Consider the following 15843-nt stretch of genomic DNA (forward strand, 5'->3'; position numbering starts at 1 on the left):
TCAATCACCATACACGTAACGGTTTAAAAAACCGATCACTCTTCAATGATCTTTTTATAAAAAGATACGTACAACTAAAACTCACTTCAATATACTATACCTACCTTTTTGACTTCCAAATCATCTTATTACATAAGGAGATGAACATATGAATCAATATATACGATATACAATAGCTGTCCTGTTTGCTATTATCGGCGGAACAATCTGCTTCTGGACAAACACTCAGCTTGGAGAGAATATCATTTTTAATGGAATCGAAACACTTGTAAGCGCTTCAATTTTAGGTGGATACATTTTCTTCCTCTTTAATCCAGAAGAAAATGCGCAAAAAACAATGTTATTAACAATGATCGGAATCGTTGGCGGATGTATTTCCTACTCAATGACTAACTATACATTACCACTTCAATTAAGCTCAGCTTTCTTCCACGGTCTATGGACTTGGTTCATTGCATTCTGTCTAGCAGATGTATTCAACCTATTACAAGACAACGAAGAAGAAAACGGTCGCCAAATTGAAAGTAACTCGTAAGCTGGAAGAGATTCTTCTAGCTTTTTTTATGTTGGTTTGCATACCACGGCATCACAATAAAAAGAAGTTACCTCCACGGCAACTTCTTTTCCATATACCCCATCCAGTACCAACCGGATTATATCAGCGATTTTTCAAATATATCGACGATTTCTCCACTTATATCAGCGATTTTTTCATTATATCGACGGTTCGACACAGGATATCGACTTACCGACATTCTTCGACAATCAAGACGCTCAACATACCCTATCCCCCAAGCAATTTACTGCCAAACTCTACGATTAAAAAGATAATTAATAAGATCGCGAGTATTTTTAATGCTACATACGCTACTTTAAAAACAACATAAATGAGCAAGACGATTAAAATAATCGTTAAAATTTCCATCTAGAATTCCTCCAAGCTTTGCTCTTCTTATCTTATTTTACTCGCCCCACACTTTTTATGGAACGGCATAAGACGACATAGAAAAAAGAGGTTACCTCACCCATCGTAAGATACCCTCTTCTTTAGCTGCTCAAACCATTCTCTCTCTAATTGTAAATATCCCATTTCACTATTCTCAGCGCTCTTCAATTCTTTATCCGCTTTCCTCATATAAACGTTGGAAGCTTCCATATCGCCCTCTACATATTTTACAATTCCTTGTGTACGATAATACCCATGTAAGTCTATTTTTGTAATAGCCTTCCCATGTTCTTTCGCTTCTTCTAAAGAAAGACGATCTATCTCATAAAGAGCTTTATATAAAAGATACCAACTATGAAAACTACTAACGAAAAATTTATTCTCTTTCGTTACAGGTAGTTGAACAATTGTTTCTACATACGGTATCGCTCTTTCCATTCCTTCTTGATCGGCTCTGGTATAAAAAACGAGCATAAGTCCGCTCATTATATCTCTTATACTTTTATCTTCCTTTAATTTTTCCTCACTAAGTTCTATTAATCTCTTATCCCAAACTTTCGGCCTCTTATAACTAAATAACTCACTCGATACTTGAATGTTATATAAATGCTGCCTCGCTTTTTCATCATCTTTAATTAAAATGAGAAATTGCATACCATCACTCAAAAACGTTCCTTTTATCGGTACGATTGTAGCTGCAAAAATGACAAAGTGTAAAACAGAAAAATATAAAAGATATTGATAATAACTCACCATATATATGTAACCAGAAGTAATACCAAATAGTAAACTCACAATCGGTCCACCTAAAGTGAGCCACGCCCATTTTTTTGAAAGATTCGGTGTCTCTATAGAAGGTGGTACTAGTGTTGCAACGCCTCCAAAGTACGCCCACAATTTATTTTCTCGAATGCGTACTTTCCCCTTCTCTTTTTGAAAAGTAATCGGTCCTACTGTCATAAATTTAAAATGTAAACCACCTATTAAACCAAACACTACATGTCCTAGCTCATGAATAGCTAGCACCAATAAAAAAATTCCAAATAATGCCCATATATCCAACATTATTTCTAATTTCTCAGTTCGGATTACTCCGTATAAAATGGACAAAACTAACGCCGCCGTCATAGAACCAGCTGGCCTTTTTAAAATATCCACCTTTTTCTCCCCTTAATAAATCATTTTTCTATGCATTTCGTACATGAATTTTCCAAGATGCAATATCCAAATAAATGAGATTAAGCCAATTAATACAAAATTGATATCACTAGCCACCGTATATATAACGGCAGCCCACCATACATATGCCAATATTGTATTCGTAAATTCATATGCTTTATATCCAGCCTCATGCACAATATGTTTTAATCCTTCATCTGCGTTTTTCGTCCACATTTTCATAGATTCCATATATGTTACACCTTGTTCAGGATATAGCTTATTATAACGATTTTTTGTTATGAGCCCACTAATCACTACAATAGTTAAACAAACGATAGAAGCTACTAAATTCCACACTGCAAATGAAACATTTGTATCCTGCAACAGTGCACGTCTACATGCAATAACTGCATATACAAACCATGCTTGCGTAACTATATCACCTACACGTAAATATATACTTATAATGCCTAATTTTCTGCCTTGTACACTCTCCTCTTCATCACGTGCCTCCGCTAACATACGTGTATTCTTCCAAGTGTAGTACATCATTAAGATTCCAAAAATGGTGCATATACCCATAAATGTATTAGATGATAATTTTCTCGGTTCATCCGAGAGTAAATCTAAAGCTATATAAGATGTTAAAAACCCACCCATCATACTTAATGCCATTTTCCCCACAAAATCAAATTGTTTTTTTCGCTTACCCTTCACCATCATCTTCCCCCTCCACCAACATAAATATTTCCTCCACCGGTACATTGAAAATTTGTGCGATTTTTAACGACAATACGATAGATGGTGCATAATCCCCGCGCTCAATTAAACTAATCGTTTGCCGCGATGATCCAATCGCTTTCCCTAAATCCCCTTGTGATAAACGATGCTTTGCTCGTAGTTCCCTCACTCGATTTTGAAGCTTCATGTCTTCCCTCTTTTTCATTTATTTAATTAAAATTGTAAATAATATCCTTATTTTCGTCAATTATAATTGTCATTTTGACGTTAATAATTGACAAAAATAAAGATATATTATGATGGAAATAACCTATATAATGAATGTGAAATATTAAACAAAGGAAGTGACCTATGAATAAAACATCTACTTTTTTCTATATTCTTACTAAACTTACAGCGACTTTCTTTTTATTATCACTTATAAGCATGCTTCTCTTAACAACTAGTCAACCAACATTATATAGTTTCTTAGCTGGATTACGAGAACTACTATATGTTCCCTTCGTTCCTGTCCTTGCGGTATATGCAATTTTTTGTTCTATTTGTATCGATAAATTGAAATTAAAAACATATACGAGACTGAAGACATTGTGCCTTTATATTTTTTGCGGCTATTTATTTTCTCTTCCATTCCTAATATTTAAAGAAGCTAGTCTAATACAGTTCTTATTTCTCGGATCAATTGGAGCAATATGTTCTCTTTTTTTCTATTTATGTACAGTTATAGCAACAAAATTTAAGTGGATACCGTATTTCGTACCAAGCATTATGCTTATTATATTTATCACAATCAACTTAATAGATATAGAAAAGTTTGGAACATCAAAAGAACAATGGGTCGAAACAAAAACCGATAACTCTTTCGAAGCATCTTTTCAACATTTTAGTGGTGAACATAAAGTCCCAATTGAATTAAAACGAGGTGACATATTAGAATTCACTATTGAATCACGAACTGATAATTTGAATGGCTACATAGGGGACATAAAAATGGCTAGTGAATTTCAAGAGGAAGAAAATTATTTAGCTCCAGCTGGTCCTAATACGTACCATTTCGCAGCAATTAAGACAGGCACTTATTACATTATAGTTAGCGGAAATCAATCAAAAGGAAAGTTAAAAATCGATTGGAACATCAAATAAAAAAGGCAGTGCATCTGCACTGCCTTCCTAATTTTTGACATAGAATGGATTCCATATTAACTTGCGTTTTGTAAGAATACTCGTTTTAACTGTTTGCGGAAACGAACTCCTAACGTAATTGCTACAATCGCAATCACTCCAAAAATAATTTTACCGATGTGACCTTCTAGCGCTCCAAAAATATCATGCAAGTTTCCACCTAACCAGTAACCACCAATTAAGAAGAATGATACCCAAAATAGAGCACCTGAGTAAATTGTAATTGCAAAACGGCGGAATGGTAAGTTAATAATTCCTGCAAAGTATCCTGTAAAGTGACGTACACCAGGAATAAAGAAACCGATAAAAATCAAGAAGTATCCATACTTATCAAACCACATTCTTGTTAAGTCGATTTTTCTTTGTGTTAAAAATACGTATTTCCCATACTTTTGAACAAAGGGCATTCCTAATTTATTTCCTAAAAAGTATTGGATCGTCATTCCTACACTTGTCCCAATGAAGGATAGGATAATTAAAATCGGTAAACTTAAATCACCTTTATGTGCTAAAAATCCCGCATATGCTAACGTTGGCTCTCCCGGAAACGGAAGTGCAATATATTCTAACAGCAAACCAACAAGTACAACATAGTACCCGTATTGCTGAAATAATTCATGAATCCATTCCATGTCATCTCTCCTCTCAATCACGTGCAACTTCTTACTAATATTGTATAAAAAAATTGTCGAAATAACTATCACAATAGCTTACATTTTTATTACATTTTTGTAAGACTCTCACTAAACTTTTACGTTCATTATGTACTCTCATTTTAAAACAATTTAACAAGTATACACTGCGAAAAATGAGGGCCTTAATATGCACTTTTTATCCATTTTTTAACACTTGAAAATCGTTATATTTTGTTCTTAATAAAAAACCACTACAAACTCATACTAACTTCATATTAGCTTCATATACGTATTGTAAGATTATATCGGAATTTGTTGAAAAATTTAACCAATATATGACTAAACATTAATTTGAATAAATATTAATCGCTTTTCGAAATTGAAAAAAGGGTGAATAAAAAATGGAAGCTTATAAAATGCACGATTTTATTAATACAAATGTTGAATCTCACCAAAATGAAACCGTTTTTAATTTACACATATGTGAAACAAATGAATTTGACGTAAGTTTAACAAAGTCTACAACACTATCTTTTATCGTTTCAAAAAAGAACATTAAGATTGTTACGAAAAAATGGATTAATTCAAATCAAGAAAGCATGATTGGCAAAAGCTACATCATTCCAACGAAAGCTTTTCACTACTTCTTACCAATTATTTCTGAAACGGAAGATGAATTAAATATTCAAGTTCAAAGTTTTGGACTACATGGCGAACTTTTATTAAATGAAAGATTACTTATTGATAAAAACAACAAACACAATGCCAAAATTACTACCTTCTTTGAAACATTAGATGAAAATGTAAATAAAGTATTACGAGGATTGCAAATTCATTGTATGTAAGACTATTACAATAGTAAAAAGGAGAATAAAATGAAAAAACTATTATTAAGCGCACTATTATCATTAGGAGTTTTAACTATTCCATTCACAAATGCTGAGGCAGCTACAACAAATGACCAACTTATCGTGAATACACAGTTAAATAAAATGGATTACTATCAAAACGGAAAATTCATAAAAAGTTTTACTGTCGCTACTGGAAAAGCAGCTACTCCTACACCTAAAGGTACTTTTCAAATCGTAAATAAAATTAAAAATCGCCCTTATTACACAGGCAAAATTAAAGGCGGCGATCCACGTAATCCGCTTGGTGACCGTTGGCTCGGACTAAACATGGCAGGAACTTACGGAACAACTTATGCGATTCATGGTACGAACAATAATCAGGCAATTGGTAAGTGGACAACACTAGGTTGTATTCGTATGTATAACAATGATATACACTGGTTATTTGAGCGTATTCCCCAGCAAGCTACTGTCACTGTAAAATAACCTCAAAGCGCGATTTACGTGTAGCCAAGAATTTTATGTCTTGGCTTATTTTATTTCTTCATTTACAGTAGCAAAACAACTGTATTTACATATATAATAGGAATAGATTGTGTTAGGTAACATCCAAACATTGATAAACATGGATATTAAAATTATACAGTTATAATATTTTATAAATTTTATAATACATACTATAATAGAATTACTGTAATTCTTAAATATTCAGTTTCACTAAACAACTCCCCTTGCTACTTTCATGATTATTTTATGGCAGGGGCTTATTATATGTATAAACAATCTGAGTCATCGGAAAAATGATGAATTCGAATATTGCAGTTAAAAGCGTTATTTAGGAGGTGTTACTATGACGCATATACTGGTGATTGAAGACAACCCAGATATACAAGAACTAATTCGTGAATTTCTAATGGCACAAAACTTTACTGTTGATGTCGTTGGTGCTGGAACAGAAGGTATACTTCTTTTCCAAAAAAATTCATACGATCTTGTCCTCCTTGATGTGATGTTACCAGATATAGATGGCTATAGTATTTGTAAAATTATGCGAGGACAATCTGATGTACCAATCATTATGTTAACAGGCTTACATAATGAAGAAAGTGAAATTAAAGGATTTGAATTAGGTATTGATGACTATATTACGAAACCGTTCCATTACACCGTATTTATTAAACGTGTAGAAGCTGTATTAAGAAGGGCAGCAACGAAGGAAGCCGAAGCTGCGACTATACTACAATTCCATGAATTGATGTTAAATTCTACAGCATACGCCGCTTATGTTCATGGTAATCAAATTGAATTGACAACAAAAGAATTTGAAATTATTTATACTTTACTGCAAAATCGAGGAAAAGTATTATCAAGAAGTGATTTGTTGAATAAGGTATGGGGCTATGAACATTATGGTGATGTAAGAGTTATAGATACACACATTAAAAACTTACGAAAAAAATTAGGAATTCCTTATATTAAAACGGTGAAAGGCATTGGCTACAAAATCGAATCGTAGCAAAGACAACATCACCAAAAATATTTTCATCAAAACCTTATTATTTTGTATTCTTTTATCACTTTGTCTTTATCAAGTTATTTACTTCTTAGCTTCAAACTACGATAAAGAACGTTTTGCGAAAGAAAATGGAACGCATACTACAGAACAAGCGGATTCAGATGAACAAAACGACCAAAGTAAAATGAATCAAAATAAAGCTGTATCACAGGGGGATATGTTTAATTTCCAATCTTCTATTATAGATTATAATTCTCTCTCTACAGCTATCAACCATCTTTTGCAGCCTAGCCAAACTGCAAAAGCAAAAGAACATACTCAAAATATTTCGGGGAAAAATAGCGCTTCTGCTCCATCTACAGAAACGGAAAAGCAAGTCGCTACTAATGATGCCTTACATAAACAAAATGCAGCAAGTAAAGCAAATGATGCACAAGATGATCCAAAATTAACAGACGCACTGCAGCAGTTAGCTCCACATATTGGCGCGACAATGCTTGCATTATCTTTGCTCGGATCTTTAATTTATGCAAAACTAATTGCTAAACCTTTTCAATATATGAGTGATGCTTTAAAAGATATTATGAATCTTGATTTCTCAGATAAAAAGCTACTCAACAAAAATACGGATCAGACAGATTTTGATTTACAAGTAGCTGCTTCACAAGTACCAAATATAGTGAAGAATTTACATGCAAGCAATCAAGATTTAAGAAATGAACTCAAAAAGGAACAACAATTAGAACAATCTCGTAAAGAATTTATGTCTATGGTTTCCCATGAATTAAAAACACCAATCGCAGCCGTTATGGGACAACTAGATGGCATGATTCACGGAATTGGAGCTTATAAAGATAGAGATAAATATTTAAAACGTTCCTATGAAATGATGCAAGACATTAACATATTAACGGAAAAAATGTCGGAATTATCCAAAATACAAAACCCTCAATTTAAACCTGATTTAAAAGTTATCTCCTTAACTAATATTATTGAGGACGTTATGAAGAAAGTAGATTATTTCGTATCTGTAAAGCAGTTAAATGTTCAATCTAACATTAAACAAGATGTACAAGTTTTAGCTGATCCTAAATTTATTCAAACTGCCATTTTTAACATTATTTCAAATGCAATTCATTATACAATTGACCATCAGCATGTATATATAAAGCTTTATGAAAAGCCAAACGGTTACGCATTAGAAGTATTAAATACAGGTTCACAAATAGATGAGGATAAACTTGCCCATTTATTTGAGCCATTCTATCGCGCAAACCCTGACAAACATGGCTTAGTACAAGGCAGTGGTCTTGGGTTATACATTGTAAAACAAATACTAGATAAACATCAATTTCCTTATGGTATACAAAACACGCCTCAAGGTGTAAAATGTTCTATTGTATTCCCAAAAGCAATGTAAAAACCTACTACAATTTCATATCCCAAATTCATACTTCGTATGAGTGGCGGAATTTTGTAGAGTATATGACTCTGTTTCGTTCGCCCGTTATCCTTATTTGGATAGCGGGCGTTTTTTATTATGTAAAAGGAGGATTTTCATGGAGAAATTTAAGTATTCATTACTCGTTTTATTCGGAGCTTGTAGCTACGGCGTACTTTCAACTATTTTCAAACTCGGATTCATTGATGGATTTTCAGCCCATCAACTATTAGGAGGTCAATATGTCTTCGGGTGGATCGGTCTTCTTCTGCTCGTTCTTTTCGTTTCACGTCATAAAGTAACAAAAAAGCAATTCTTTTCCTTACTAACAGTTGGCACAACGATGAGTATGACCGGTATCTTCTACGCTATTTCTGTAGAAGAACTACCAGCATCTATCGCTGTCGTCCTACTTTTCCAGTTCACATGGATTGGTGTTGTTATTGAAGCAATTGCAAACCGAACATTTCCAAGCCGTGAGAAAGTTATATCTATCATTATTTTATTTACTGGTACATTGTTTGCAGGCGGTGTCTTTGAAGGCCTCGGGCAAAGCTTTTCCACGAAAGGTATGATCTTTGGTCTATTAGCCGCTGTCTCTTTTTCATTCTATGTTTTTGCAAGCGGGCGTGTTGCTACAGAAGTTCCGCCTTATACGAAAAGCTTTCTTATGACAACAAGCGCTACTCTTATCGTATGCCTATTCTTCCCGCCAACCTTTTTAACCGATGGTGCCCTGCAAGCCGGCCTTTGGAAATATGCTTTCTTCCTCGGGTTGTTCGGCGTTGTCGTACCTGTCATTTGTTTTTCAATTGGTGTACCGAAAGTAGGAACAGGACTTGGTACAATACTAGGAGCAGCTGAATTACCAACCGCCATTATCGCTTCTATTACACTTGTACATGAAGTCGTAACGTTTATGCAGTGGATTGGGATCATCTTTATACTACTTGGGATTTTCACTCCTCAGTTACTTACGGCTAGGAAAGAAAAGAATCAGAGTAGCGTGCATAGCGCATGAAAATAGCAACTTGCATATAAATGTAAATGCAGTTACAATGTGATATAATTTTAAATCTATTTGGAGGTATAAATGACTATTTTAAGCGTAGCCTTTTTTGCTATTATGTGTATCTTCTTCCTAATAAGATATATGAAAGAAAAGAAATTTTACGATGTGCTCCTCATTCCCATTTGCATATATGCTGGGGCAGTCAAAACTCCTTTAGTAGAGTACTTAAACTTTAATACCACATTCAAAATAACATATGATATTGCAGCTATTATTCTCGTAATCCTTGCTGTGCTGTTCTTCTTAAAAGATAAGAAAGAGAATCCTACTGCATAACAAAAGACCTTTCATGTATTTGAAAGGTCTTTTTCTCTATCTCACTTTACTGCTCCATATAATTTCTCTATCTCATGCTCAATTTGTTTTACATCAATCCGTTCAAATAGTGGCTGCACGCTATCAATTCTATTCGGCAACGTGTTTTGAGGCTCCCAATTTCGGTTCACAATCGATAATGTGTTTCTAATTTTTTCACTTGAAAATGGTAAAAACGGTTCAAGGAGATTTACATACGGCCAAGCGCCTCCAATAAAAATACTCATCTTACATTCCTCCTTTTAAATATAAAAAGCCCCGCCCCTATCTAAAAAAAGATAAGGGCGGGGCTGTATAAACAGTCGCGGTACCACCTTATTTCGCCAATTACTCACATAATTAGCCTTAACAAATACGGAGCTATATGCTCTTATACTGTGGTTTTGATAACGAGTACCAACTCTCGTCGCCGCCTACTATTATCATTTGATAAGTTCAGGACGAAGCTCAAAGGCCATTGTTCAAATGAATATTCTTGCTTCTTCTCAGCTACCGAAGCTCTCTGGACAGAATGCTTTCATTCTACTTTTCCTTTTCAACGCTTTTGTATATAACACGTATTGTACGACTTAATAACAGAAAAATCAAACTTTTATCCAAAAAGAAAAGGAAATCCCACCCTCTCGCCGAATACCTATACGTTCACAAAAGGAGTGATATAATTGAATCAAAAACAACTAAGCGCACGTAATGAAAAAAGCTGGAATGCAGCTGCTTATGAAGCTTGGACGAATCGCCACGGGGCACCAGCTGATTATGCGAAAAAAATCATGGAAGACCCTATGCGCGAGGTAAATCACTATTTACCTTACATACAATCTCCAACAGGAAAACGTATTATTAATTTACTCGGATCAAAAGGGAATAAAGCTGTTGCTCTCGCTCTTTTAGGAGCTGACGTAACAGTTGTTGATATTTCAGCAAGTAATGCAAAATATGCAAATGAACTTGCAGAAGCAGCAGGTGTCTCTATACAGTATGTCGTTTCTGATGTATTACATGCGCAGCTCTCCGAATCATTTGATATCGTATTGCTGGAACTCGGTGTACTCCATTATTTTTTAGATTTAAAACCGCTCTTTCAAAAAATTGCTACTTTACTTAAAGAAGATGGAATGCTGATCCTTCGTGACTATCACCCTGTTTATACTAAATTATTAGGAGTCGACCACCCATCATTTCGAGCAAATGGAAATTATTTTGATGAAGGATTAATTGAAGATGATGTTGCTTATAGCATCCTTCTTACAGAAGCGCAGAAAGAATCGTTACCTAAAACAACCATCCGTCGCTGGACGCTAGGAGAAATTATTACAACTCTTGCGGGGGAACATTTTAAAATTGAAAAACTAGTTGAAGAACATGGACCCCACCAAAGATGGGTCTTCCCTTCTACTGCACCGGAAGGAATGGAAGAGCATGTGCCGGGTCTCTATACATTAATTGCGACAGCATGCAAAAAAGGATCCCTTCACGGATAGGATCCTTTTTGCATGCTCACGCATATAAGTTGAGGTTGGAGATTACCATAATTCTGTAGAATAGGACACAAGATATTTCAACATTTCGTCTCTGACTTACGTCGTCAAAAAGGGGTATGACCAACATAACGAAGAGTAATGTCTTTAGTTGATACTGATAATCGTTATCAACTAATTAGAAGTATACATGATGTTTTTTCAAATTACAATAGCATTTCTAATTTTTATTTATGAATTTTTTGATATACAAATGTATACATTTTAAGAACATTTACTCATACTGATTTGCTATCTTCCATTATCTGCTATAATTTTCATTGAACAGATTAATAACTTCATAATAATGTTTTTATTAACTCTGTATAAATATTTATAAATTATAATAAATAGTTTTTTAAAAGGTAGGGGTAACGATGAAATATGTTAGCATTCGAAAAAAACTACTGTTCACACTCTTAAGTATTTGTTCCTTATTTAGCATTGCTCTTATTGTTATTCTTTCATTCGCCATGAATCAAGCAAATGAAGTCGAAACCTTAAAAAATGATGTATCTAAAAGAGCAACCATTTTAAAAGAACGTGGCGATTGGTTCCAAGCACAAGTTGCTGGTTTACAAGAATATTTACTATCACATGATCAAAAAGGATTGGATAAATTCAACCGAGAAGGAAAAAAACTAGCCGATACGAGAGAAAAAGTAACTAATGATAAAAAACTTTCGGAAGGAATGAAAGAAGCTATTTTAATGGGCGGAAAATGGCGAAGCGTCATTGATAATGAAGTCCTCCCTCTCGCTCGCGAAGGAAAATGGGACGAAGCATCCAAAATCGCTTTAGCTCAAACTGATTATGTAAACGACCTTTTAAGTCGTTTTACGAAATATGCAAATGAAGAAAATGATAAACGTGACGCATTAATTGCTGACGTAGAATCTTCTTCATCTCTTATTCAATATATTATTTTCTTCTCACTTATTACATGTACAGTAACATCTATTTTATTAGCATGGTGGTTCTCTGGTAAACTCGTTAAACCGATACGACAAATTGATGAGAAATTAAAAGAATTAGCTTCTCAAGATGGTGATTTAACTGCTAGGTTGCACGTAACGAGTAAAGATGAAATCGGTGATATCGCCAATTCCTTTAATCAAATGCTCGCTAATTTACAACGTATAATAAAACAAGTGCAACAAACATCAACAAGTGTAAAAGAAGCATCTGAAAATGTGTTTATCGAAACAACTGCTTCTATGGAAAATACAGCAAAAACTGAGGAAACTATGAATGCTCTTGAGCATAATATTCGTTCACAAGTCTCCAGCATCGAAGAAAGTTCAACTGCAATGGACGATATGGCAACGAGTGTTCAACGTATTGCAGAATCCGCATCTTCTGTTGCTAGCCTAGCTGTTACTACTTCAGAAAAAGCTGATAGTGGGAATAAAGTCATTGAGAAATCTATTACACAAATGCATACCATTAATGAAGCTGTGAACGCTACATCACAAGTAGTAGAACGACTCATTACACATACAAATCATATTGATACTGCACTTCAATCTATTTCTAATATCGCGGAACAAACAAATTTACTCGCTTTAAATGCTTCCATTGAAGCGGCTCGTGCTGGTGAACATGGAAAAGGCTTCGCTGTTGTTGCCGATGAAGTACGAAAGCTTGCTGAACAATCTCAGCTAGCAGCAACTGATATTAACCATTTACTTCATCAAATTCAAGCAGATACAAAAATAGCATCTGAAATGATGATGCAAGGTCAGTCAGAGGCTTCTGAAGGCATTACAGTCATTCGTACTGCTGGATCTTCATTCTCAGAAATTGTTAACCACATTAACAAAGTTTCTACACAAATGCAAGAAATGTCTGCAACTGCTGAAGAAATGGCCGCAAGTTCTGAAGAAATGATTGCAGCTTTAAATAACATCGCTTCTATTTCAAATGAAGTTGCCGCCGAAACATCACAAACAGCAACTTCAGCTGGTGACCAAGTAAACAAAATGAGTGTCGTTGCTAAAAAAGCATCTGAAATGAAAACGACCGTACAAGAACTTGAAGTTCTCGTTTCTCATTTCAAAACAAATGCTTAAAGTGAAAAAAGAGAGATTTACAATCTCTCTTTTTTCACTTTAAAATATCTCTTTCTATCTCTCATTCCGTCTGCTATAATTCCTAAAGGAAAGAAGAAAGCTTTGTTCCAGACGGAGTAAAGCTTTCTTTCAATTTTTTAAATTTATTAATTCTAATACTAAGATTTCACAAAGGAGGCTTTTTATCATATGAATTTTATTAGCATTCGAAAAAAACTAATGTTCATGATGGGAACGATTTGCGCTTTATTTGGCATCGCCTTAGCTTTTATTTTATTTTTTGCTATTGATCAATCTCATCAAGCTCAAGCTTTACAAAAAGAAATTTCCCCTCTAGCAACAGAATTGAAAGAACGTGGAGACGCTTATCAAGTACAACTTTCTGCTTTAAGAGGTTATTTATTACAACATGATCAAGTCGAATTAGACAAGTTTAATGAGATGAGTAAACGTTTGGAGGATTCAAAAGATAAACTTCTTTCTAATCCAAATATTTCTCAATCCGTGAAAGATACAATGGAATCAGGATCGACTTGGAGAAAATTTATTGAAGAAAAAGTTTTCACTCTCGCAAAAGAACAAAAGTGGGAAGAAGCTTTGCAAGTAGCTTATGCAGAAAATGGTACTGTTTATAAAGTAATTGGTGACTTCACAAATTATAGTAATGAACAAGCTAAGTTACGTGATCAATCTATCGAAAAAATCGATCAATCTTCGTTACAAATTGAATATGTTATCTTCCTATCACTTGTTATTTGTATTATCGTAGCTATCACACTTGCATGGTGGTTCTCTGGTAAACTTGTAAAACCAATTCAACAAATTGATAGCAAGCTAAAAGAATTATCATCTCAAGAAGGTGACTTAACAGCCCGTCTACAAGTAAATAGTAATGATGAAATTGGTACGATTGCAACATCATTTAATAAAATGTTAGAAAATCTACAACATATCATTAATCGTGTTCAAAAAACATCTGTGGAAGTACAAAACGCTTCTGAAAATATGCTAGAAAAGACAAATATATCACGTGAGGCAACGATAAGAGTTCAAAGCTCGATGTCCAACTTAAATGAAAGTATTCAATCTCAAGCCTCTAGCATGGAAGAAAGCTCAACTGCAATGGACGATATGGCAGTAAGCGTTCAGCGCATTGCTGAATCTGCTTCATCTGTAACTGAGCTTGCTGTAGTTACATCTGAACAAGCTAACGACGGAAGTACTGTTATTCAAAAATCTGTTTCACAAATGACAACGATACACGACGCGGTAAATGCTACGTCAGAAGTGGTCGAACGTCTAATCACTCACACGAAATATATTGATACAGCTGTACAATCTATTTCTAATATTGCAGAGCAAACAAACTTACTTGCTTTAAATGCCTCTATCGAAGCAGCTCGTGCTGGCGAACAAGGAAAAGGCTTCGCTGTCGTGGCTGATGAAGTTCGAAAACTTGCTGAACAATCTAAAACAGCGGCAACAGATATTAACCAATTATTACATCAAATTCAACAAGACACTGAAACTGCGAGCTCTATGATGTCACAAGGTCGTTCTGAAGCATCTGAAGGCATTCATGTTATTCGTGAAGCTGGCAATTCTTTCACAACAATTGTAGAACAAGTAAACAAAGTATCTACTCAAATGCAAGACATCTCAGCAACTGCTGAAGAAATGGCTGCAAGTGCTGAAGAAATGAACGCTTCACTGAATAACATCGCTTCTATTTCTACTGAAGTATCTAGTGAAACAGCGGCAACAGCACAATCTGCTGAGAAAAAAGTCGTTACGATGAATGAGATGACACAAACAGCTAAACAAATGAAACAAACAGTTGAAGAATTAGATCAACTCGTATCTCATTTTAAAACTGAATAGCTATTCCCAAAATATTCCTCTTCCAAGAGGAATATTTTTTTGAGCTCATTTCCTGCACTTTATGCATATATCCGTTATAATGAGAATCGATATCATTAATATGTAGGGGGTGCTACACATGTCACAACAAGCATTTGAAGAAAAGTTATATGCAAACTTAGAAGCTGTTATTGACCCTGAACTCGGTGTTGATATTATTAATCTTGGATTAGTTTATGACGTCACAGCAGATGAAAATAATAATGCTATCATTACGATGACGATGACTTCTATCGGTTGTCCAATGGCTGGGCAAATTGTATCAGACGTTAAAAAAGTATTATCAACGAACGTACCTGAAGTCAATGAAATAGAAGTAAATGTCGTATGGAATCCGCCCTGGTCTAAAGAACGTATGTCACGTATGGCGAAAATCGCATTAGGTATTCGCGACTAAATAAAGTGAAACTTGAATCAGTGGGGGGTTCCTCATCCCCACTGCCCATAAAAGCGGGATAAAGAAAGACCTGACAT

At 34.6% G+C, this 15843-nt stretch carries 17 protein-coding genes, 1 pseudogene and 1 other annotated feature; of the genes and pseudogenes, 12 read left to right on the forward strand and 6 right to left on the reverse strand.

Annotation, left to right across the window (positions count from 1 at the left end; all coding sequences use genetic code 11):
* Positions 1-148: 148 nt before the first annotated feature.
* The gene (locus BGI23_RS24410) at positions 149-535 is read left to right on the forward strand and encodes a DUF3938 domain-containing protein (protein ID WP_001077770.1); all 387 of its coding nucleotides are present in this window, start codon (positions 149-151) and stop codon (positions 533-535) included.
* Between the two features lie 249 nt (positions 536-784).
* On the opposite strand, the gene BGI23_RS24415 is transcribed toward BGI23_RS24410, so the two are convergent.
* From BGI23_RS24415 to BGI23_RS24430, 4 genes are all read right to left on the reverse strand, one after another.
* Positions 785-925, reverse strand: coding sequence for a DUF3985 family protein (locus BGI23_RS24415; RefSeq protein WP_000404784.1), 141 nt, complete (start codon positions 923-925; stop codon positions 785-787).
* 96 nt (positions 926-1021) lie between these two features.
* Positions 1022-2074: a site-2 protease family protein gene (locus BGI23_RS24420; protein ID WP_070807330.1), complete on the reverse strand. Its 1053-nt coding sequence runs from the start codon at positions 2072-2074 to the stop codon at positions 1022-1024.
* 42 nt (positions 2075-2116) lie between these two features.
* Entirely contained in the window at positions 2117-2827 is a 711-nt protein-coding gene (locus BGI23_RS24425) for a DUF3169 family protein (protein ID WP_083322811.1), read from the reverse strand.
* Positions 2814-3035: a helix-turn-helix transcriptional regulator gene (locus BGI23_RS24430; RefSeq protein WP_070807111.1), complete on the reverse strand. Its 222-nt coding sequence runs from the start codon at positions 3033-3035 to the stop codon at positions 2814-2816. Before BGI23_RS24430 ends, BGI23_RS24425 begins: the two co-directional genes overlap by 14 nt.
* Positions 3036-3199: 164 nt before the next feature.
* Here BGI23_RS24430 and BGI23_RS24435 point away from each other — a divergent pair, with 164 nt between their 5' ends.
* Positions 3200-3991 carry a hypothetical protein gene (locus tag BGI23_RS24435; protein WP_070807112.1) on the forward strand — a complete coding sequence of 264 codons (792 nt, stop codon included), beginning with the start codon at positions 3200-3202 and terminating at the stop codon, positions 3989-3991.
* A 56-nt stretch (positions 3992-4047) separates the two neighbouring features.
* Here the strand turns inward: BGI23_RS24435 and BGI23_RS24440 are convergent, their stop codons facing one another.
* Positions 4048-4662, reverse strand: a complete 615-nt coding sequence (locus BGI23_RS24440; protein ID WP_000454758.1) for a DedA family protein — start codon at positions 4660-4662, stop codon at positions 4048-4050.
* A gap of 404 nt (positions 4663-5066) precedes the next feature.
* Here BGI23_RS24440 and BGI23_RS24445 point away from each other — a divergent pair, with 404 nt between their 5' ends.
* The 6 genes from BGI23_RS24445 (at position 5067) to BGI23_RS24470 (ending at position 9821) form a co-directional block, all read left to right on the forward strand.
* Positions 5067-5510, forward strand: a complete 444-nt coding sequence (locus BGI23_RS24445) for a DUF3978 domain-containing protein (protein ID WP_000388752.1) — start codon at positions 5067-5069, stop codon at positions 5508-5510.
* 30 nt (positions 5511-5540) lie between these two features.
* Positions 5541-6002, forward strand: coding sequence for a L,D-transpeptidase (locus tag BGI23_RS24450; protein ID WP_000735065.1), 462 nt, complete (start codon positions 5541-5543; stop codon positions 6000-6002).
* Positions 6003-6366: 364 nt separating this feature from the next.
* The gene (locus tag BGI23_RS24455; RefSeq protein ID WP_000148833.1) at positions 6367-7032 is read left to right on the forward strand and encodes a response regulator transcription factor; all 666 of its coding nucleotides are present in this window, start codon (positions 6367-6369) and stop codon (positions 7030-7032) included.
* A complete protein-coding gene (locus tag BGI23_RS24460) occupies positions 7010-8452 on the forward strand; it encodes a sensor histidine kinase (RefSeq protein WP_000201970.1) in 1443 nt (480 codons plus the stop codon). The genes BGI23_RS24455 and BGI23_RS24460 overlap by 23 nt, the downstream gene beginning before the upstream one ends.
* Before the next feature lie 139 nt (positions 8453-8591).
* Positions 8592-9494, forward strand: coding sequence for an EamA family transporter (locus BGI23_RS24465; RefSeq protein WP_000410500.1), 903 nt, complete (start codon positions 8592-8594; stop codon positions 9492-9494).
* Between the two features lie 72 nt (positions 9495-9566).
* A complete protein-coding gene (locus BGI23_RS24470; protein WP_000154154.1) occupies positions 9567-9821 on the forward strand; it encodes a hypothetical protein in 255 nt (84 codons plus the stop codon).
* A gap of 41 nt (positions 9822-9862) precedes the next feature.
* Here the strand turns inward: BGI23_RS24470 and BGI23_RS24475 are convergent.
* Positions 9863-10057: pseudogene (locus BGI23_RS24475) on the reverse strand (methionine--tRNA ligase); the annotation flags it as partial.
* An 80-nt stretch (positions 10058-10137) separates the two neighbouring features.
* Positions 10138-10408, reverse strand: a binding site (T-box leader).
* A 114-nt stretch (positions 10409-10522) separates the two neighbouring features.
* Between BGI23_RS24475 and BGI23_RS24480 the strand changes: the two are divergent.
* The 4 genes from BGI23_RS24480 (at position 10523) to BGI23_RS24495 (ending at position 15766) form a co-directional block, all read left to right on the forward strand.
* The gene (locus tag BGI23_RS24480; RefSeq protein ID WP_070807113.1) at positions 10523-11341 is read left to right on the forward strand and encodes a class I SAM-dependent methyltransferase; all 819 of its coding nucleotides are present in this window, start codon (positions 10523-10525) and stop codon (positions 11339-11341) included.
* 413 nt (positions 11342-11754) lie between these two features.
* On the forward strand, positions 11755-13449 hold the full coding sequence (locus tag BGI23_RS24485; RefSeq protein WP_070807114.1) for a methyl-accepting chemotaxis protein: 1695 nt from the start codon (positions 11755-11757) through the stop codon (positions 13447-13449).
* Between the two features lie 189 nt (positions 13450-13638).
* Positions 13639-15330, forward strand: a complete 1692-nt coding sequence (locus BGI23_RS24490; protein WP_070807115.1) for a methyl-accepting chemotaxis protein — start codon at positions 13639-13641, stop codon at positions 15328-15330.
* Between the two features lie 118 nt (positions 15331-15448).
* Positions 15449-15766, forward strand: a complete 318-nt coding sequence (locus BGI23_RS24495; protein WP_000082520.1) for a metal-sulfur cluster assembly factor — start codon at positions 15449-15451, stop codon at positions 15764-15766.
* Positions 15767-15843: the final 77 nt, after the last annotated feature.

Origin of the sequence: Bacillus sp. ABP14 (assembly GCF_001831375.1) — a bacterium.
In the GTDB taxonomy this organism is placed as follows: domain Bacteria; phylum Bacillota; class Bacilli; order Bacillales; family Bacillaceae_G; genus Bacillus_A; species Bacillus_A paranthracis.